Annotated in this window: 18 protein-coding genes; 9 read left to right on the forward strand and 9 right to left on the reverse strand. The window is 45.6% G+C overall.

The window, feature by feature from the left end; genetic code table 11:
- The first annotated feature begins 18 nt into the window (after positions 1-18).
- The 9 genes from ACJ67_RS05325 (at position 19) to ACJ67_RS05365 (ending at position 9,466) form a co-directional block, all read left to right on the forward strand.
- A complete protein-coding gene (locus ACJ67_RS05325; protein WP_049638177.1) occupies positions 19-1,140 on the forward strand; it encodes a class I SAM-dependent methyltransferase in 1,122 nt (373 codons plus the stop codon).
- A 27-nt stretch (positions 1,141-1,167) separates the two neighbouring features.
- Positions 1,168-2,214: a beta-N-acetylhexosaminidase gene (gene nagZ / locus ACJ67_RS05330; protein WP_049638178.1), complete on the forward strand. Its 1,047-nt coding sequence runs from the start codon at positions 1,168-1,170 to the stop codon at positions 2,212-2,214.
- Positions 2,215-2,275: 61 nt separating this feature from the next.
- Positions 2,276-3,175, forward strand: coding sequence for an aspartyl/asparaginyl beta-hydroxylase domain-containing protein (locus ACJ67_RS05335; protein WP_049638179.1), 900 nt, complete (start codon positions 2,276-2,278; stop codon positions 3,173-3,175).
- A 112-nt stretch (positions 3,176-3,287) separates the two neighbouring features.
- On the forward strand, positions 3,288-3,974 hold the full coding sequence (locus ACJ67_RS05340; RefSeq protein WP_049638180.1) for a Bax inhibitor-1 family protein: 687 nt from the start codon (positions 3,288-3,290) through the stop codon (positions 3,972-3,974).
- 443 nt (positions 3,975-4,417) lie between these two features.
- Positions 4,418-5,182, forward strand: a complete 765-nt coding sequence (locus tag ACJ67_RS05345; protein WP_049638181.1) for a hypothetical protein — start codon at positions 4,418-4,420, stop codon at positions 5,180-5,182.
- Between the two features lie 17 nt (positions 5,183-5,199).
- A complete protein-coding gene (locus ACJ67_RS05350; RefSeq protein ID WP_255350799.1) occupies positions 5,200-5,700 on the forward strand; it encodes a FlgO family outer membrane protein in 501 nt (166 codons plus the stop codon).
- Between the two features lie 433 nt (positions 5,701-6,133).
- Positions 6,134-7,543: a hypothetical protein gene (locus ACJ67_RS05355; protein ID WP_156171648.1), complete on the forward strand. Its 1,410-nt coding sequence runs from the start codon at positions 6,134-6,136 to the stop codon at positions 7,541-7,543.
- 16 nt (positions 7,544-7,559) lie between these two features.
- The gene (locus ACJ67_RS05360; RefSeq protein WP_049638183.1) at positions 7,560-8,312 is read left to right on the forward strand and encodes an ATP-binding cassette domain-containing protein; all 753 of its coding nucleotides are present in this window, start codon (positions 7,560-7,562) and stop codon (positions 8,310-8,312) included.
- Complete coding sequence (locus tag ACJ67_RS05365; RefSeq protein ID WP_049638184.1) at positions 8,309-9,466, forward strand: ABC transporter permease; 1,158 nt, start codon at positions 8,309-8,311, stop codon at positions 9,464-9,466. The genes ACJ67_RS05360 and ACJ67_RS05365 overlap by 4 nt, the downstream gene beginning before the upstream one ends.
- Before the next feature lie 384 nt (positions 9,467-9,850).
- On the opposite strand, the gene ACJ67_RS05370 is transcribed toward ACJ67_RS05365, so the two are convergent.
- The 9 genes from ACJ67_RS05370 to ACJ67_RS05410 form a co-directional block, all read right to left on the reverse strand.
- On the reverse strand, positions 9,851-11,002 hold the full coding sequence (locus tag ACJ67_RS05370; RefSeq protein ID WP_049638185.1) for an ABC transporter permease: 1,152 nt from the start codon (positions 11,000-11,002) through the stop codon (positions 9,851-9,853).
- Between the two features lie 126 nt (positions 11,003-11,128).
- The gene (locus tag ACJ67_RS05375; protein WP_049638186.1) at positions 11,129-11,890 is read right to left on the reverse strand and encodes an ABC transporter ATP-binding protein; all 762 of its coding nucleotides are present in this window, start codon (positions 11,888-11,890) and stop codon (positions 11,129-11,131) included.
- An 18-nt stretch (positions 11,891-11,908) separates the two neighbouring features.
- Complete coding sequence (locus ACJ67_RS05380; protein ID WP_049638187.1) at positions 11,909-13,009, reverse strand: DegT/DnrJ/EryC1/StrS aminotransferase family protein; 1,101 nt, start codon at positions 13,007-13,009, stop codon at positions 11,909-11,911.
- Positions 13,006-14,943, reverse strand: a complete 1,938-nt coding sequence (locus tag ACJ67_RS05385) for an acyltransferase family protein (RefSeq protein WP_049638188.1) — start codon at positions 14,941-14,943, stop codon at positions 13,006-13,008. Before ACJ67_RS05385 ends, ACJ67_RS05380 begins: the two co-directional genes overlap by 4 nt.
- Before the next feature lie 9 nt (positions 14,944-14,952).
- Complete coding sequence (locus ACJ67_RS05390) at positions 14,953-15,363, reverse strand: FdtA/QdtA family cupin domain-containing protein (protein WP_049638189.1); 411 nt, start codon at positions 15,361-15,363, stop codon at positions 14,953-14,955.
- 8 nt (positions 15,364-15,371) lie between these two features.
- Complete coding sequence (locus ACJ67_RS05395; RefSeq protein ID WP_049638190.1) at positions 15,372-15,986, reverse strand: NTP transferase domain-containing protein; 615 nt, start codon at positions 15,984-15,986, stop codon at positions 15,372-15,374.
- Between the two features lie 29 nt (positions 15,987-16,015).
- Positions 16,016-16,621 carry an HAD-IB family phosphatase gene (locus ACJ67_RS05400; protein WP_049638191.1) on the reverse strand — a complete coding sequence of 202 codons (606 nt, stop codon included), beginning with the start codon at positions 16,619-16,621 and terminating at the stop codon, positions 16,016-16,018.
- Between the two features lies 1 nt (position 16,622).
- Complete coding sequence (locus ACJ67_RS05405) at positions 16,623-17,369, reverse strand: class I SAM-dependent methyltransferase (protein WP_049638192.1); 747 nt, start codon at positions 17,367-17,369, stop codon at positions 16,623-16,625.
- 16 nt (positions 17,370-17,385) lie between these two features.
- On the reverse strand, positions 17,386-20,424 hold the full coding sequence (locus ACJ67_RS05410; protein WP_049638193.1) for a glycosyltransferase 61 family protein: 3,039 nt from the start codon (positions 20,422-20,424) through the stop codon (positions 17,386-17,388).
- Positions 20,425-20,434 lie beyond the last annotated feature (10 nt).

A 20,434-nucleotide genomic window follows, 5' to 3' on the forward strand; every position in this document is an offset into this window, starting at 1 on the left:
TTAGCTATCGGAACCCCATTGAACCATATTAACTGGTACGAAAAGAAACAAACCCAAACTGCTGACTGGCAATCCGAGGCAGGCAATCCGCCGCCCAAAGCCGTGGTCATTGCAGATGACACCACCAAGGCAGATGAAGCCTATCGTCTGGCCTGTGAAGGCACTGCCTTGCTCTACCGCGGTGATTTTCAAAATGCCAAACAGCTGTTGCAAGCCATCACCCGTCGTGTAGACCGCAAACCTGCCAAACCTGCTGCCACCATGCTGGAAGCCTTTCACCAGCACCGCGCCCGCCAGATTGGCCGTGCCAATATCACTAACAAAGTGCTGATAGAACTCAAATACGGTGTGTGTGATTTGCCGCGCGCGCCAGAGGTAAAAGCAGCAGTGCAGGGAGCGCTCATCGTCGATGAAAAAACAGACAAACTCCCTGCCAGACTGGTGTTGTCTTTGCGTGAGTTACTGGGTATGGTCGGTGCCCACGAATGGCGTAAAAAGGGTGTACCGATTGCCGCCCTCAATGCCCATATCCACGCCCATTATGGCGTCTATTCGCCGGTACGTGGTGAATATCTGGATTTGATAGATCAGGCACAGCTTAATAACCCGCAAGTGGCCTGGGATATAGGCACGGGGACGGGTGTGATTGCCGCCATTTTGGTCACACGTGGTGTAAAAAATGTCGTCGCGACGGACACCAATCCACGCGCATTGGCCTGTGCCATCGAAAACGTGCAGCGGTTAAACATGCAGGCGAATATTCAAGTGACCCAAGTCGACCTGTTTCCGGAGGGCAGTGCAGACCTGATTGTGTGCAATCCGCCCTGGCTGCCCGCCAAAGCCAATGCACCCATAGAGCACGCCGTTTATGACCCTGATAGTCAAATGCTCAAAGGCTTTTTAAACGGAGTGAAAGCGCATTTAAATCCGGAGGGTGAAGCTTGGCTGGTGATGTCCAATTTGGCAGAGTTGATTGGCTTGCGTGCACAAGGCGCGTTAGACATCTGGATAGCTGATGCAGGTTTAAAAGTGGTAGAAAAAATGGATATTACACCCAAGCATGCCAAGGCCAGTGATCAGTCAGATCCGCTGTATGCAGCGCGATCCAGAGAAACGACCAGTCTTTATCGTTTAAAATAGACACTATTTTCCTTCAAGGATGACAGAATGAGTTTAGGTCCCGTCATGCTGGATGTGGTTGGCAAAGAATTAACAGCCGACGATATCCGCCGTTTGCAACATCCGCTGGTGGGTGGGGTGATTCTATTTGCGCGTAACTTTGAGAGTTGTGAGCAACTAAAGGCACTCACCGCCAGTATCCATGCAGTGCGTCAGCCGCCGTTGCTCATTGCGGTAGATCACGAAGGTGGGCGCGTGCAGCGCTTTCGTGAAGGCTTTACCAAAATCCCGTCCATGCGCGAGTTTGGGCATCTTTGGGACAAGAACCCGCGCAAGGCAAAAGAGCTGGCGGTAGAAGCGGGGTATGTGCTGGCCGCCGAGTTGCGTGCGCATGGCGTGGATTTTAGTTTTACGCCAGTGCTGGACATGGATTATGGCGATAGCCTGGTCATTGGTGACCGCGCCTTTCACCGCGATCCGCAGGCCATTAACGAGCTGGCCTTTAGCCTGATGCAAGGCTTGAAAAAAGCAGGTATGGCGGCTGTGGGTAAGCATTTCCCTGGGCATGGCTTTGTGGTGGCCGATTCGCATGTCAGTATCCCGGTCGATGAGCGTGAGTTTGACCAGATTGCACAAAACGATATGCAGCCGTTTGTGCGCATGATAGACGAAGGCTTGCATGCCGTGATGCCTGCGCATGTCATCTATCCCAAGGTGGATGAAAAACCAGCTGGCTTCTCGCCGCGCTGGCTGCAAAAAGTGCTGCGCGAGCGCCTGGGCTTCAATGGCGTGATTTTCAGTGATGACTTGAGTATGGAGGGCGCCACTGTAGCAGGGGATGTCACGGCGCGTACGCTGGCTGCACTCAATGCAGGCTGTGACATGGTGCTGCTGTGCAACCGCCCTGACTTGGCTGACGAGTTGTTAGCCAACCTGGAGTGGAAAATATCAGCTCAAAGTATCGCGCGCCTGGCGCGCATGCATGGCGGGCACCATCCGCAAGACATGGTTGCTTTGCGCGAATCAGCCTATTATGTCGATGCGGTGAAGCGCGTCGCGATGGTCGGGCAAAAAGAGTCTGATTTGTTTGCCTGAGCATGTGACAATACAGTAAGCTTCGCTATCAAACGTTAGTGCGTATTTATTGGTATTGACTATGAAATGGATTATTTTAGGACTGTTCTTGTCGTCCGTGAGCTACGTGCATTTCCGCGGCAAGGTACGGCATCGCTTTTACCGCCAGGTATTCGACCATTCCGGCATTGTGTCGCCGTTTAATGTGTTTTTATATTTGTTCTCCAAAGCGCCCACCACCCCCTATTTGCCGGTGAATGATTTTCCTGAACTCAAGTTGATCACAGACCGCTGGCAAGAGATTCGTGAAGAAGCTATATACGTACGCGAACAGGAGCGTATCGCCGCTGCGCAAACTAATAACGATGCCGGTTTTAACTCTTTTTTTAAAACCGGATGGAAGCGTTTTTACCTCAAATGGTATGACGCGCATCATCCTTCTGCCACTATTTATTGCCCGAAAACAGTCGCGTTGCTGCAAAGTATCCCTAGTGTCAAAGCGGCCATGTTCGCTGAACTGCCGCCCGGTGCGCACCTGCGTCCACACCGTGATCCTTATGCAGGTTCCTTGCGTTTTCACCTGGGGCTGGCGACGCCCAATAATGACCAGTGTTTTATCCGTGTGGATGGCGAAGACTATAGCTGGCGCGACGGGCAGGCAGTGATGTTTGACGAAACCTATATTCATGAGGCTTACAACAAGACTAATGAAACCCGTGTTATCCTGTTCTGTGATATCGAACGCCCCATGCGCTATGGCTGGGCGCAGGCGGTTAACCGCTTTTTGGCAAACACCATCGTCACGGCGGCCAGTTCACCGAATGAAGCAGGTGACCAAACCGGGTTGATTAATCGCTTGTTTCATTATGCCTGGGTGGTGGGGCAGTACCGCCGCCGTTTTAAAAAATGGAATAAAACCGTCTACCAAATCACACGTATCATCTTGATTGCATTGGCATGTTATGCCATCTGGAAGCTGTAGCCGCCGGTAATATTCATACAAATGTCATGTTAAAAGCTTGAAACTTTGTGCATTTGCCATTATCTTAAGCCTAAGAGGTTATAAAGTTTTATCGTAGAGAGGAAGAAACACTATGTCAGATATGCAAGTTTTAGGTCGTGAGGGTAACGTTTCCGCGGCACAAAATCGCGTGCTGCGTAATACATATGCATTGCTCGGCTTGAGCATGGTTCCCACCGTAATTGGTGCCTATGTTGGCATGCAAATGAATTTTGGCTGGATGGCCGCGCACCCATTCATGTTTTTTATCGGCTTCATGGCCGTGATGTTTGGTATGTTCAAGTTGATTTCCATTAACCAGAACAGTGGTGTAGGTGTATGGTTGTTGTTAGCCATGACCTTTGTTTTTGGTGTCATGTTAGGCCCGATTCTGCAATTCGCGCTGCATCTGCGTAATGGCGCAGAGATTGTAGGCCTGGCCGCTGCTGGTACAGGGATTACCTTCCTGAGTTTGGCTGCGATTGGTTCTTCACCGGCACGTGATTTCAGCGGTATTGGCAAGTTCTTGATGATCGGTTTGATCTTGGCAATCGTAGCTGGTTTGGCTAATATGTTCTTCCAAATCCCGGCTTTGTCACTCGCTATTTCCGGTGTGTCTGTGCTGATTTTCTCGGGTTATATCTTGTACGATGTCAACCAGATTGTCCGTGGTGGTCAAACCAACTATGTCATGGCAACCCTCAGCCTGTATCTGGATATTTACAACCTGTTCGTAAATCTGTTGAATATCCTGCTTGCATTACTGGGCAATCGCGACTAATTTCTTGGTTGCCAGCACTGCAAAACCCGCCAGCTACATGGCGGGTTTTTTGTTATCGGTACTCTCATTATTCAACCTATGTTGCCAGCTGGTGTGACTCTTATCGAGGGCAATTAACAGGTCATTCAATACTTTTAAAATCGCGTCTTACTGTGTCATACCAACGACAGCTGGTATCCAGGGTCTTTGAAACAGTAAAGGGACATCTCGGAAGGTATTAAAGTCGCTGGATACCGGCGTTCGCCGGTATGACAGGGCGGGAAAATGTTTAAGGTTGAAGGTGGGGTGACAGAGTTCCTTGTCATAATAGACGAGTGCCCTGTAGGCATCGACGACGGCCTGATGTCGCATGTGAACAGCCAAGCAAGGTATGGTTTTTGCATTATTCAAATCTGAAATAAAAAATATCATTATTTGCATCTAATCAACCAAAAAACCTTTCTATGGTGGTTGTATTAAACCAATTTACAAAGGGTGGCGTAGTGAAAACAAATACAATTTTTCTCATCGGCATGGCTTTGATAGTGAGCGCGTGTACACCAAAGTACTCTGAAGTGCCAACAGCTAAGAATTTTGAAAATACAGAACAACATGTATTGCAAGCCGCAAAGCACTGGGACTTGATTAACAATGAAGTAAGCAAACAATTGGTGGAGCGGCTGGCGGGTAAAGTTGGCAAGGATGAGGTTATTTTTATCAGCGATCCTCATTCCATTTACTCAAAGAATCTTTACCAAGATGTGGTGAGTAGTTTGGTCGTAGCTGGATATACCGTTTTAAAACCTGAGCCAGACAAGAGTAAATCAAAAAGTCTGCGAGTGCCTCCCGCACATCAAGTATTGATAGAGTTAAATCCAACTATTATTAAATTTTCTCATGGTAGAAAACAACCGCATGATGTAGGTTACCCATCAGCGATTGCAACGGGCTTATGGACATTAAAGGGATTGGGGGCCACTGCTTATGGCGGAGCTACAGCCGGTATTTATGCTTATGATGTTTACGATTGGTTCTCAAGCCATCAATTTTCAGGAGGTACCCCGCAAACAGAGGTTGTGATTGATGTCACGGTTTCAAGGCAGAATCGCTATGTCGCGATTATTAAAGACATTTATTACATTGTTGATAGCGATACAAGCCTTTATCAAGCTCTAGAAAATGAAGAGCCGCTGATTCATCAGTACCAAGTTGTAGGAGCCGGTAAATGAGATATGCTTTGGTTTTAATGTTGTTCTTGAGCAGTTGTGCTACGCACAAGGATTATTCCAAAAGTTATCTTGGCAGCACGGAATTCATCAAGAAAAATCAAGCTGCCGTTGATCAAATGGCAAGTCAACTTGCGCAGGCTAAAGTACAAAAAGATTATCCTGTGTTGGTAGCAAGTGTAGTCAGCATCAACCAGTTAAACCGTACTTCCACTTTTGGCAGGTTGTTATCAGAGCAGGTTTCGGCCAGATTCTCGCAACTGCAGTATCAGGTAGTTGAACCCAAACTCAGGGGTGACCTGATGATACGTGAAGATGGCGAGTTTTTAATGACGCGTGAGCTCAAGGAAATTGCCAAGTCAGTCAGTGCGCAGGCAGTGGTGGTTGGTACCTATGTGGAAACATCGCAGGATATTTTCGTCAATTTGAAGGTGGTGCAGCCCGAGACTAATCATGTATTGGCGGCAACCAGTTACGCCATTCCGCTGGCTAAAGATGTTGCGGTGATGCTGAAGAATTAATCTAAGAGCGTCAAAACCTGATCCTGTGTTTGACGCTTGTGTTGGTTCGAATTCACGGAAGCTTTTTGCGATCAATCTGGGACCAATAGTTGATACTTATTTGATTAATTACCCAAGTCATTGGTGCTTATGATGATAACGAAGGCTAGAGGTTGCTCGCCAAACGCCCTTGTTATGTGGTTGTGAGCGTTATGTCAAAAAACAGCCAACATAAAACAGTCTAAAGACACTGGTCCTGAGTCACCCTAGAATGCATTCGAGAATAATTCATTTTGAACAGTAGCGTTTTAAACCGGATTTTCATCGAGCGCTTTACAAGGCAACTCCTTATAAAACGATCTGCCACCAGATTGCAAATCGTCTGGTGGAATTTGTTGGTTCAAAGCGTTTGCTGCTTAAACCGAATTTAGACAACTTATCCGGTATTGTATTGATGCGTCTACAATTGTGGCTGTTTCTGGTGTTCTTTTCACTACAGGCGTCAGCATTCACGCCATGTCGGATTCCCGGCTACCCTTACGCGATTGAATGCCTGTCGCTTAAACTTGACAGCCCTGTCTCGAAAAAGCAGCTTCTGGAAGTCACCGTTTTCAAGGTGGCTTCCAGGGTAAGATACCCAAAACCTTCCCCTGTAATCTGGATTCCTGATGGGATCAGCCAGCCCTCCAGCGAGCGGGCTGCTTTCATTATTAACAGTCTGTCGAAACTGCGTAACCGGCGAGATATCCTTTGGCTGGAATTTTCGCCAGCGCAGGAGAGTCTTGATCCACAATGTGGCAAAAAAGGCGCGCGTGAATCTTCGGTCATGATGCGTTTGAACCGGTTTGACAATGATGATTACCTGCATCAATGTCGTGCGCAACTTGGCAAACTGGGGAGTCTTGATGAGGTCAGTGAACAGGCATTAGCCAAGTATTACGATGCAGTTGCCAACGCTCTTAAATTAGAACAGGTCACTATTTTTGCTGAGCGTTCCGGGGCCGCGGTTGCCAGTGCCTGGCAGGCGCATTCTCCCGGTAGAATATTATTTCAGGTATGGGATAACCCTGATATGTCTCCTGGCTTGAAAACACAAATTCAGTCTGCCAGTCAGATTCTGCATAATGTGCATATACAGTGCGTGCTTAGTAAACAATGTGCTGTTGACGCGGCTGACACAGAAACTGATCTAAACCGCCTGTTTGCACGCTTACCGGTAAATGTTGCGGTTCGCAATCCACGGAATTATCAAGAGGAAAATATCATCCTGACAGCGCCTTTCCTGTCTGTTGCAATCATGCAAATGTTGAATTCCCCAGTACACGCCCAACAATTGCCCAACCTCATTCATCAAGCACTGAAAGGAGATTTCAATCCGCTCTATCAGTCTTTTGCCACGCAGTGGACACGTCGCCAGCCCACCTTAAGTGATCCAATCTATCTTGCAGAGCAATGTATCCCCTGGATGAGGTCCTGGCATTCAGAGCGAACATGGCAGAATAGCACGCCTCTTGAAGCGACGATGTTCGAAAATATCAAAAAACGCTATCAAACATTGTGCGCTGGCGTTGGCAACAACGTAAGGCAAACGCTCGTTGCACTGCCGGCAACTCAAACGCTGGTACTTTCAGGTCAATCCGTACACGCTGTTAATTATGCAGGGATGGGGCCGGAAATAGTACAGCTAGCTTTGCCAGGGTTGGGGAGCAGTGCATTACCATTCGGATGCACGAAAGATGTCATAGCACGCTATTTTCAATTACAGGACAAAATGCCAAAGTCAACTGGCATGACCACAGAAGGGTTGGAGGTGGATTGCCTGACCCACATCCCACTGCCAGTGATGCCAGGCGTTGCACCATGATCAAGCCGAGGAGTCTATGATTCAAACGCTTTATTTGACCAAAAGCTATCCAGTTAAAGAAGGTAGCAGCTACAGAAGTCCGGTTAAGGTGCTGGATAATTTGTTCATCAAGATCAACAGTGGCAGGGTAACTGCACTGCTTGGCCCCAATGGCGCAGGCAAAACCACATTGCTGCGTATTCTTGCTGGTATTGAGGCAGTCGACAGTGGCGCAATATACCTGAATGATCATCATGCCGAAGACTCTCATGCGTCAATCGCCTATCTTAGTGAAGGCTCCATGCTTTATCCGCGACTGACAGGCTATGAAAATATCCGTTATTTTGGCGAGCTTCATGGGCTAAGCGTGCAGGCAATTGGGCAAAGAATCAGCGTGCTTGATCAACATCTGGAATTACAACCGTTGCTTGTAAAGCGGGCTGGTACTTGCAGTCTGGGTGAGCGCATGCGCCTGTTAATTGCCAGGGCATTGATACATGATCCCGATATTGTCATGCTTGATGAACCAACGAACGGACTAGACCTCGCTTCGGTCAGGAAATTACGAGAGTATCTGGCTTATCTGGTGAGCGAGGCCGGAGGACGCAAATGTGTCCTTTTTTCAACCCATCATATGCATGAAGTTGAAAAAATCGCCAGTGATGTGATTGTGTTGGTAAAGGGACAAATCAAGGCCGCCGGTACGGTAGATCAAATTGTGAATGTCATGGACGTTCAAGACTTTGAAGAGGCCTTTTTCCGCCTGGCATTTCAGGAGAGTCCGCAGTGAAACAGGTTCTGGTCATTTTTAAAAAAGAACTCAAAGATATCCTGCGTGACAAGCAAAGTCTACTATTGATCGCTCTGGTGACTGTACTCACAGGACCATTGATGCTGCTGATGCTTGCCAATATGGTGTCTGAGTTTGAAATCAAGGCAGAGCGTCGCATCGTCATGGTCAGTGGTCTTAGTCATAGTCCCTCATTGATCAACTATCTCAAGCGTGAGAGTGCACAAATCATCCAGGCGCCTGCTGATTATGAACAGGCGATCAAGCTGGGCCGCATGACCGATCCGGTGCTGGTCATTCCCCCCGACTTTGACAAGCAATGGCAAGCGGGCGAAGCCGTGACAGTACAACTTATTTCTAACAGTGCCAATGGCCGAACACAAGCAAGTCTGCAAAGACTAAAAAGATGGTTGGGTGGTTACGCTGAAACCATGGGCGCATGGTACCGCTTGCAACAAACCTTGCCGCCGCGCATGCAGGACTTTCTAATCATAGATGAACTGGATCAATCCGCCGACAAGGCACAAAGCGCAAAATTATTTGGCATGTTGCCGTACCTCATGGTCTTTGCTGCGCTTTATGGTATCTGGGGTTCCGCCATTGAAACAACGGTCGGCGAGCGTGAAAAGCACACCATGGAATCCCTGTTGCTCACCGTCAAGCATGGATGGAATCTCACGCTGGGTAAATGGCTCGCTGTTTACATGACAGGTGCGATGCTAGTCATACTCTCGGTTGCCAGCTTTTTGCAAGCCCAGCAGTTATTTTCCAGTGAAAATCTGCAAGCCATGTTTAACTTTACGGCGCATGAGGCCATGGTTTGTCTCAGCTTATTTATTCCCTTGTCTGGCTTATTTGCGGCAATCTTGATGTGTCTGGGCACCGTGGCAAAAAACACGCGTCAGGCACAAACCTATGCCACAGTCGTCATGCTTGTTACGGCATTATTGCCAGTCGTCATCTCACTCAATGACAGTTCTCGCGGAGTATTCGCCAGGCTTTGCCCGATACTGGCACAGCACCATTTCGTCTTGGCACTCCTCAATGGCGAATCATTGTCATGGTCTTCTCTACTTAATCTGGCCTTTTTTACCACCAGTCTTTCGCTGCTACTTGTTGCACTTAGCTCCAGATTACTTGGTAGAGTGAGATAAATAGCCATCTTCAGATTGCTTCAATGAATGCAGCCTCTCTGACATCAACGCCACTGGATACCAGCCTACGCTGGTATGACATTCTCTATCGTTATTCCATACTTGATGTGGAATCCAGCGTCTTTGCATCTTGCTATTCCGCACGCGACATGAGCCTAACTCTTACTACGATAGGGGTAGGCTAGGTCTTTTCTTTAGACGCCACTAGATACCAGCCTACGCTGCTATGACAACCACCGTCATTCCTTGTTACGAATTAAGCCTGCCCCGTACTCCGATACGGGGGAATCCAGTGTCTTAATTGTTGGAGTTAACGTCGCTGGATTCCGTTTTAAAACGGAATGAAAAATCAGGCTTTGGAGGGAGGTGAGTTAATAATTGGGGCTAGCTGATCCGCCACCCTTTTCGTTTGAAAAGCCAATATGCCAAACACCACAATAACAATGAAAGCAAAAACAGGTCTATCATATGCGCGAGCACTAAGGCGCCTGGCATGTGTTTTCCACCAAGCCAGTGTTGATACAACTCAATGGCATGCGATTCAAACATCCAGTTTTTGACGATAGCAAAGGCTTTAAACTTGCTGGCCAATGAAAACACCACACCCATCACCATCAAGTAACTAAAACCGACCAAACTTGCGGTGGTTTGATTTTTATTCACGCTGACAATGATTGCCGCTACTGCCATAAATCCTATGCTTGAAAATAACATCACAGGTATCACGGCGACAAACAATGGAAGAATAAACGACCACGATGCGCCTAAAATGACTTTATAAATCAACACGCTCACCAGGATCGAAACTGAACTATGAAATAACAGCTTGGCAAACAGCATCTGCCCGGGGCTGGTGGTCGTCAAGGCCATGGCCTGCAAAATGCCTCGCTCGCGTTCATGGCCGGTAAAACTGATAAACAAAGCCATACACAAAAAATACTGTGCCGAGAAAATCATCATCGCGCCTATCATGCCTTTGGCCTCCTGGCTGCCCAGATCTATTTTTCCGAGCGTTTTTGGGGTAGCTGATTGTTCTTTGATGGGCAGCAATTTTTGTGATAACGCAATGTGGGGATTCAGGCGGGCGACTTCGGTTAACACCCAACGATTAAACTGCGCCATCTGTGTATTGTTTGCATCCACCGCTTTATAGGTGATCGCAATCTGGTTTCTGTCGCCGCCTGGGGCAGTCTGCTCAATAATCTCTGCCAGACAGCGCAGTTTGGCAGGGTAGTGGATGCCTTGGGCTAGTTGCTCCTGGCTCACTTTTATAAAGCGAACTTTTTTTGCATGTTTACTGGATTTCAGTGCTTGAATCAGCTCAGTGTCTAGCGTGTAAACGACTCCGCAAGGTAACTGCTCCTGTCGCTTGGCTATCTGGTTCGCCCGGTTCTCAATACTCACCAGAAAAGCCATCAATACAATCAAGCCGGCTGCCATTAAGGCTGCCGGGTTGCGTTTGATACGAAACCATTCTTTGCAATACAGTATCCATAAACGCTTCCAGTAGCCGGGTGTGTTGAGAGAGGCATTCATTGATACGCTTCCCCGGTCAATTTTTTAAACACATCCTCAAACCTGAACTCACGTGAGTGGACGCGAACACAATGTTCTGTTTCTATAATCCGTGCCAGTGATTGTCTGTGCTCAGGGCTATCCAGGTCATAGCTCTCGCGTCGCATTTGCCCCCCCACGGTCAAACTGTACGTCACAGAACCTTTCTGCATGACGCGTGATAAATGCGGTTGGTGTATCACAGTCAAGCAGCTTGCCTTTTGCGATAATTGCCACCCGGTCACAAATCTGCTCGACCTCTTCCATATCATGTGTGGTTAAAAAGACAGTCGTGCCATTTGCAGCCAGATCCTGCATCAACCTGCGAACCAGCTGAATGGAATGCGCGTCCAGGTTGGCAGTTGGCTCATCAAAAAAAACCAGTTTTGGACGGTGCAGCAATTCGCGCGCAATCAATAGCTTCTTTTTCATGCCCTTCGAATAGCTACGCACTTTTACATGTGCTGCTTCAGTCAGCTGTAGCACAGCCAACCAGTGGTCAATTTCGTGAGTTCCCACACCGTACAAGCGGGCATACAGGGCCAGGTTTTCATAACCTGTCATATCCTCATAATGGTTCTCGGTATCGGGTACATAACCTATCATATCCTCATAATGGTTCTCGGTATCGGGTACATAACCTATCAAGGGTTTAACCTGCTCAAGCCCTTTAGGCATGGCATAACCTAACACTTCAATGCTGCCTGAAGTCGGCTTCAAGGCGCCGTTGAGGGCGCGGATAGTGGTTGTTTTCCCTGCGCCGTTCGGGCCTAAGAAACCAAAGAGTTCCCCCTGTTTTATTTCCAGTGAAAGGTTACCCACAGCAACAAAGTTACCAAATTCAATCTTTAGATGATGAATGCTTATCACTGCAATACCTCAAGGCAATCAGCCAAGATTAAATCGGTTTAAAATCTCTAATACAGGCTGCAAAAGGTTCGCATCTAATTGAGGCCCCATCGGCAAACTTAACACCTCATTCGCGTATTGTTCAGCGACAGGCAAACTGCCTTGTTTTAAACCCAATTTTTGATAAGCCTTTTGCAAGTGAGGTGGAATAGGGTAGTGAATTAAATGTCCAATGCCACTCGCTGTGAGTGTTTTTTGTAGAGTCTCACGTTGCCTAGATCTCACTACATATAAATGCCACACCGGCTCGGCCCACTCTGGCACTCGGGGTAGCGTTAAGTTGCTATTATTGAGTTGATCATTGTAGGTGTCGGCAATCACTCTTCTTCGTTCATTCCACGCATCTAAATATTTGAGCTTTACAGCCAACACGGCGGCTTGTATGGGGTCTAATCGGCTATTCACGCCTTGCTCAAGGTTGTGATACTTTACCTCGGAGCCATAGTTCCCCAGCATGCGCACACGCTTTGCAATCGCTTCATCATTAGTCGTAATCGCACCACCATCGCCCAAAGCACCAAGGTTTTTTCCAGGGTAAAAACTCCAAGCGACAACGTCACCATGGCTGCCAATCGGCTTGCCACGCACTTTAGAACCATGTGCCTGCGCAGCGTCTTCTACTACGTAGAGTTTGTGTTGTTTAGCCAAAGCACAAATCGCATCCATATCCGCAGGGATGCCATACAAATGTACAGGCATGATCACTTTCGTTTTTCCTGTAATGGCTTTTTTAATGCCTTCCACGTCTATGTTATAACTGCCACTAGGCGGCTCGACGGGGACAGGGATTGCACCCACGGCACTCACCGCCAGCCAGGTGGCAATAAAGGTATGCGAAGGCACAATCACTTCATCTCCAGCGCCCACGTCTAAAGCACGTAAGGCTAAAGTCAACGCATCCAAGCCATTGCCCACGCCCACACAGTATTTTGAGTCAGTGTATTCAGCATAATCATTTTCAAATGCTTCAACCTCTGGCCCGCCAATATACCAGCCAGAGCGGCTGGCACGTAATACCGCATGGTCTAGTTCATCAGCTAGTTCGTCATAAGCGGCTTTTAAATCTAAAAAGGGAATCATAGTTTCAAATGTTCATTGATGATGTCATTGGCTATTTGTAGGGATTTCTTGTGTGTAAAGTGGTTTGTATCAACATACAAAAGTTCGTCTTTGAGGTTCCTTGCGTAGCAATAGCGCGCATCGCAAAAGTATTTTTCCGTATCCACTACTGAAACGTTGGCTGGCACTGCGTCCACTACAGGAGTCATAGGGGCAATAAACCGTCTATAGTGATCAACTGAAATGGCCAACTCACCCTTTGAGTCATTAATTTTTTTGCGCATGTAAAACTCCGGCACACTGCGAAACATTTTGGGTGGCGTTTTAATCAGCACCACTTGCTTACCGTGTTCTGAAAGTCTTTTCAAAGTAGCAATCATGCTTTTTTGCACAAGGGCAGGTGAGGTGAGGTGATCACCAATTTTAATGGGGGTGCCAATATGGTTCATGCCACCAATAAAATTTCCTATCCACACAACATATTGCAAATTCGAATCTCTCATTATCTGCTCAACAGTTTGAGAGTGTCGTGTAGGATTGCAAGCGTATTGGGGATGATGCAATCCCTCAACAGGTGGACACGCATTGCTAATCACAGCAACAAATGCAACTTTCTTTTTCTTTAATACTTCGTTAAGGCCATACACCATGGAGCCTGCCAAGCTATCACCCCATAACACGCCAATCGGTGCTTGCTCTGCATCGCCTATGACGCAAACATTTTCCCCTAAGCGAGACTTCAGCGCATGTGTATTGCAAAATTGTTCACCCCAGCCACGCTGTGCGCGAATGGCGCTGTAATGCTTAATCCCCTGCATCCCCGCGCGCTGTTGTTGCCCGGCATCCGCTTGCAAAAACATGCCCGCGCCCGCCAATGCTCCAATCGAGAGCACTGAAATAGCAAACAGCTGTGCACGTGACAAAAACACTTTGTTTCTAAACGGTTGCTCTACCCATTTCCAGCTTAGCCAGGCTAGCAATAAACAAAGCGCAATCAGGCCATAGCCCCAATCGGTGCCGTTATGGTAACTAAACTGCAAACGGGCAAACGCCAACACCGGAAAATGCCATAAATACGCGCTGTATGAAATTAAGCCTATCCACACCAATACACGATTTGATAACAACACATTAAATAAGCCTTTAGCCTGGCCATGCTTGATCACCAAAAATGTACCAAGGCAGGCTAGCAAGGTCACCCAACTTACTGGCAAATTAAGGCTAAAAGCTAAGGCAATTAATGCTAAACCTAGCATAGGCCACATATCTTGCTTAGGCGATGCAGCAGGAATAGGTTGGTTTTGCAAGGTCAGTGCCGCCATCACGCCAAGCAACAACTCCCATGCGCGTAAGTGTGGCATATAGTAGTTGGCGCTATCGGTGGGTAACTTAACAACAAAATAACCGTAAGAAATTAGCGTCAATGTAAAAAAAATAGGTAGTGCAAAGCGGCGAAAATAGCGCCAAACCAAGTAAAGCACCACAGGAAAAATAAAGTAAAACTGCTCTTCAACAGCTAGGCTCCAGGTGTGCAGCAATGGCAGTTGCTCGGCAGCTGCTGCAAAATAGCCGCTTGTACCGGCAAAATGAACATTGGCATGAAACAGACTGGCACTAAACAAGCTTTTGCCAAAGTCGATTAGCTCGTGTGGCAAAAGCCAAAACCACGCGACAATTGAAGTAATTACCAATACTATGGTAAGGGCAGGCAGAATGCGCCGAGCACGACGCTCGTAAAAATGTAACAGTGAAAATTGTTTATTGCTTAAGTCGTTAAGCAAAATGCCTGTGATCAAATAGCCCGAAATGACAAAAAAGATATCTACACCCAAATAACCATTGCGCAGGAAACTAAAGCCGGCATGAAATAGCATCACCGAGAGCACAGCAATGGCGCGCAGGCCATCAATTTCTGGGCGATAATTAAAACTGTGGGGTTTAATTAAGACTGTCATTACAATGAGTTATTTAGCCCAGCGTGCCCGCATAAAATCATCATAGTCGCGGTAGTAGTCTTCTTCATAATATTTGTTTGAAGCCAATACCATCAACACCGAGTTGGATGAAAAATTATCTATCTCACGCCAAATCATGGGGCAGACATAGAGTCCGTAATATGAGCGGGCGAGGTGAAATTTTTTCTTGTTTTTGCCATCGTCCAGCGTGATATCAAAACTGCCGGACATCGCAATAATCAATTGATGCAGCTCTTTATGTGCATGCCCGCCACGCTCAGCACCGCCGGGTACGTCATACACATAGTAAACACGGTTAATATCAAAAGGGATGTGGTTGTTGCTCTCTACAAATGTTAAATTGCCTTGTGGATTACTAATTTTAGGCAGTTCGATAATACGGCAGTCTTCTAAGGCCATGATTTTTCCTACACTGAAAATGCTTTATCTCTTAAGTTGAACTGATTTAAATTACTAAGTGCTTCTTGCATATCCTCTTTAGTGTCAATTTCGTTGCTGATAATGACCTTTGCACTTAAAGGCAAATAATCTTTTAACCTTTCAAATACAGCACCTCCAGGTTGTTGAAAGTGCCTTGGGCTTATCCAAACGATATTGGCCCATTCGTAGGGTGAAGATTGCTCTCTAGAAAAAGCTGTGATTTGCTCTTGAGCGTTTAAATGAACAAATACAGCATCTTTTGTTTTTGCAGGTGTGATACCAACAAGCGTCTGATTAGGTTGGCATGCATTTAAAAATGCTTCCAGACTAGATTGCTGGAATAAAATATCGCCATCCAAGAACAAACAATCCTCAGTGACGTAAGACGCGCCCATGGCATAACTATGAAGTGTTGTCGTTGAGCGATAGCCTGGGTTTCTGACAATGATTGTTTCTGGGCGTAATTGTCTGACCAAGTCAATGACAAATTCTTCTTCAAAACCAACGACTACCCGCACATCTTCAATATGATCAAGTAATTTTAATTGGTGCTCTAAAATCGTCATGCCGCCAATCTCAATCAGGCATTTTGGTTTACCCATCCCTAATCTTGACCCCAACCCTGCTGCCGCTATAACAGCGTGTTTAACATGCGACACAATGCACTCCCCGAAAATGTAACAAAATCAGCCATTTGTACTAATTGTTTAGCAGGTGGGTGAACGCCACCATAAGCAATACGGATATCTGCTGCGTCAAACATCGGCATATCATTCACACCGTCACCAACTGCTACCACGCGTTTAAACTGCTTTTTTAACTCTAGCACCGGATGGTTCTTGCGTAATACAGATCCCACTTCTGCTAATTGACCATCTTTTACAATGGCTGTAGAAGAAAAACACATGCAGCCTAGCTTTTCTGCCAAAGGTGCAATCCATACATCCAAATTACCTGTCACGATGGCACATTGATGAGGGTTTTTCTTGATAAAACTCACCAAATTTTCGTCAAGTTCTACGTCATCTACAATGCTTTTCACCTCACTGATTGGCGCTGACTTTAAACATGCGCAGCGCAATCTAAAAGAGTCTTCAAATGGGATTGCGCCATTGATGGTGAGAGAAGTGAGCAAACGCATTTCCTTCTCGAGGTTTAACGAGCCAGCAATCAATGGCAATAGTTCTTGTTTAGTGACAGTGCCATCCAAATCAAATGCAAAACAGGTGTCACGCATATCAGCTAGCCTTTTGAATATGAATCATGCTGTAAAACTGTTTAGTTTCAGCGCGATTGTTTAACTTATTGTCTGAGTACAAAGGTAAAAATGCGTAGCTTGCGACATGTTTGGATAGAACGCTATCAATGAGCGCTTTGAGCTCTGCTTCCGTTCTATAAATAGCGCTGTAGCTTGAGGAAAGCTCATCTGACCAAAAATCATCCAGTGTTAAGCGCTTTTCTAACGCCAGAGGCTCTCTGAGGTAAATTAAACAGTCTTTATCTGCTACCGCTAAAACGCCTTCTAATAACTTAATAATCTGATCATCATTCAGATAAATCATTAGGCCAGCAATCAGCATGCGGTTATAGGGTGCAAACTGAGTGACCGACTCAAAATGTAAGTCTTCAGCCCCTGCAACATGAAAATGCACGTTAGGTATTTGTAATTGTTGTTTGGCGATTTCAATCAAACCTGCACTAAAATCAATGCCGTTATAGCATTTAACATGGGGATGTATCAATGACGCCCAACGCCCAATTCCACAACCGATGTCCAGTAAGGTTTCCCTGCCTGTTAGATTAAGCAAAGGCAAAGCAAAGCTTTTCTCATAGGCGTCACGTTCTTCTGCCAATGCCGGGTTTTTATCTTGATAGAGCACAGCAGTTAATGGATGCTCAGGATTAAATCGCTTCGCCCTGTCAGAAAAAAACGCCTCAACTGATTGGGTATTAAGGGATTGTTTTTTACCTTTTATTCTCGCCATTTACCAGCTCGTTTTCTCATTTACTAAATCTAAACAAATACAATCTAGCCGTCATCCCATGCGCCACACTCTCACTGATTGTCGCTTCAGAAACAATACTCAACCCCAAGCTTGCCATAAAATTTTTAAACAATTCCAAACTTCGAATTTTGGTGACTAACCCGCTTGGTGCTTGAATAGTGTGGTCTTCTTGGGTGAGTGAAAATTGGTCAGATAATAATAAAAAGCCCTGCTCGGTTAAGTTTGTTTTGATTGCATGCATTAGTTTTGCAAAGTCAAGGTTATCAATAATGCTAGAGGTTAAATCGCTGCAACTAAACAAGTCGGGCTGTTTTTTTAACTGCATTTCTTGGTAGCTGGTATTCACAAAAGAAACGTTGAGGATATTAAATTTTTGTTTACGTTTATTGGCTACATGAATCAGTTTGGGTGAAATATCTAATGCGTCTAGCTGTTTGCATTTTTTGCTTAATGGCAAGGTATATCTGCCTTCGCCACAGCCTAAATCAATGGCGTAATCTAGCGTAGGTAACAATGACAAGGCTTCCTTAAAGGCTTTGTCTTTTAGCTCATAAAATACTGGCGGTGCATTAAGCGTGCTTGGCGCATTTTTCCAATAGTGATTGGTTTTGTTTTGCAACGCTTCTTCACTGAGTGGGTTAGGGTGCCATTCTGTTTCGCTGAGTTCTTTGCTTAATTCTTCCACAATGTAATCCGCAATCCGTTGCCCGGCTTTGCCATCCAAGCCAAATAAATATTCATCGGTCACGCCTATACGCTCTTCACGCATGGGGTCTTGCCCTTTAGAAACCATGTCAATAAACGGTGGAATATCTTCGGGTAAATTAGCGCGATAATAGTGGTCTACCAAATCACCATCATCATTTAAGCCAAAACCTTCTGGGTGGTGTAAGTACATGATTGGATTTTTTGTAGGTAAATATTCCAACAAGAATGATCCTACATCTGTCATGATGGCGTTTGAAGCTGCGAAAGACTCCATACAGTCAGCATTTTCATCTAGCCAAAGATTATCTTTTTCAGCACACAGTTTTCTAAATTCAACCTCACCTGACTCGTTCCAAACTTGTTGGCGCAACATTTCTTTAAAAAACAAAGGGTGTGGGCGAATAATGAAAAACACATCAGGTCTCGCTTCAACCTGTTGCATAATCATTTGGTTATAAATGCGATACGTTGACCAACTGGCAGGCAACCCAACAGAAAAATGTGGTGACCATAAAACGACTTTTCGCCCTGCAATTTTTGTTTTTAGTTGTGCTGAAATAGGATAACTGACGAAGTCTTGTTGGCTATCAAACTTAGGATGGCCTGTAACTACTGTGTGAGCATCCCCTATTGCACAGTGTCTGGCGTACATGGCTTTGTTTCTATTAGAGCGAAGGAACACTCGCCATGCTTGTTTTTGTACGTCTGTGCTAAATTGATTTTGAATGTTTTCAGCCCCCCCTCCCATTTCAATACCATATGGAACATAGGCTGTTCTGATACCTAAACTATGTAGATTGTGACTGTGCAAAAGTTTTACACGGGTTGAGTCATAGGGATTTTGTAAAAATATCAAATGCGGCTTAAAAGAGTAAACAAGATTTTCAGCTAAGGTTTCCAGGGTTATATTTTCTTTCTTAAACAATTCATCCAATTCATTTAGTTGTTTGAATTGATCTTCAGCTACATGAATAAATGGCGACTTTATAACTTTGACTTCAATCCCTGGGCTTTTTTTGAGCGCAATATAAACACTTTTCAGAGATGGCCAAACTGAGGCATGTTGAATGGTGAGTAATACTCTTATTTTTTTAACATTTATAGTGTTTGCGTTATCGTTTTGCTTTGCTTTGCCGAAAGTATTGATTACCTTTATTAATTCATTCTGATCGATTTCAAAATCAGCGTGGTTGATATCTATCCAGTTACCTGTTTGCACCGTTTTACCAAGCACATAACAAAGCTGATGTCCTAAAATTTTGGCGATGTTACTAAAATACCAATAGTTAACTACTTGGGAGTTGTTCATTAAAACAACCAATTCAGCACCTTCGGGGGCCCAAAGCATGTTAACTAATGCCGCCCCAGAGGGCGAAACAATAATTTTGGCATTACTAAAAACACTTATTTGCGATTCAAAATCCAATAAACTTGGATCAATCGTTACAAAGCCGTTGTTTTCTAATAGCTGCTGAATCTCTAACTCATTAACCACGAGCCGGGTACTTTTTTTACCGCCGGGCGTACGTTTAATAAATATTTTTTCTGGTTGGTTTTCTTTGTTTTTGACATTGGCCAGATTTAAAAACGTATTCCGGGTTTTCTTTATGACCTCAGGATGAAAAAGTGCTTGGGATGGGCTGGCAAGTTCTTCTTCGTTTTTGCCCACTGAATTGGCATTTGGTCTTTGGAATACGACGTTAGAGACGGGGCTGACCCATTGAGCTTGGGTAAATTCATAAAAGCATAAATTTTTTATAGGGATTAATTGAGATTGACTAAAGCCCAACATATATAGCGCTTCGAGCATACTTGAAAATGACTTCTCGAAAACCAGTACTTTATATTCAGCTAAATCTAATCCTGACTGTTTAAGTAAAACTAGCTGAGGTAAAAACTCTGTCATCCAATGCGCATAGTTGAATGAGCCGTTGCCGCACAGGTTAATAACTTTTTCATCTATTTTGATATGACCAATCAAACCTCTGTAAGCGATTAAATTATCTTTAATTAAAGCATTACCTTTTGCCTGCTCCCAAGTCTCCCATGTGCTTGCAGCAAACATCTGCGGTTTCACGCACTTATCGTCAATGATTGGAAACGCACATCCGCCAATTATTTTGTAATTATTCACTTCAGCCATATAAACAGGCGGATGAGTCAGAGTATGACTTCGTTGCACCAAGGGGTTGGCACACGGCTCACCGTACATTGGAATCGCGGGGGTTGTGTAGGTTGAGGCGGGCAAAATCTCTATTGCATGGTGCTTGGCCACCGTTTCACCAACGGTGTTTAACTCAAACATTGCGGCTTTGATTTCTTGCATGATGGTTATC

The sequence above is a fragment of the Methylophilus sp. TWE2 genome (assembly GCF_001183865.1).
In the GTDB taxonomy this organism is placed as follows: Bacteria; Pseudomonadota; Gammaproteobacteria; order Burkholderiales; family Methylophilaceae; genus Methylophilus.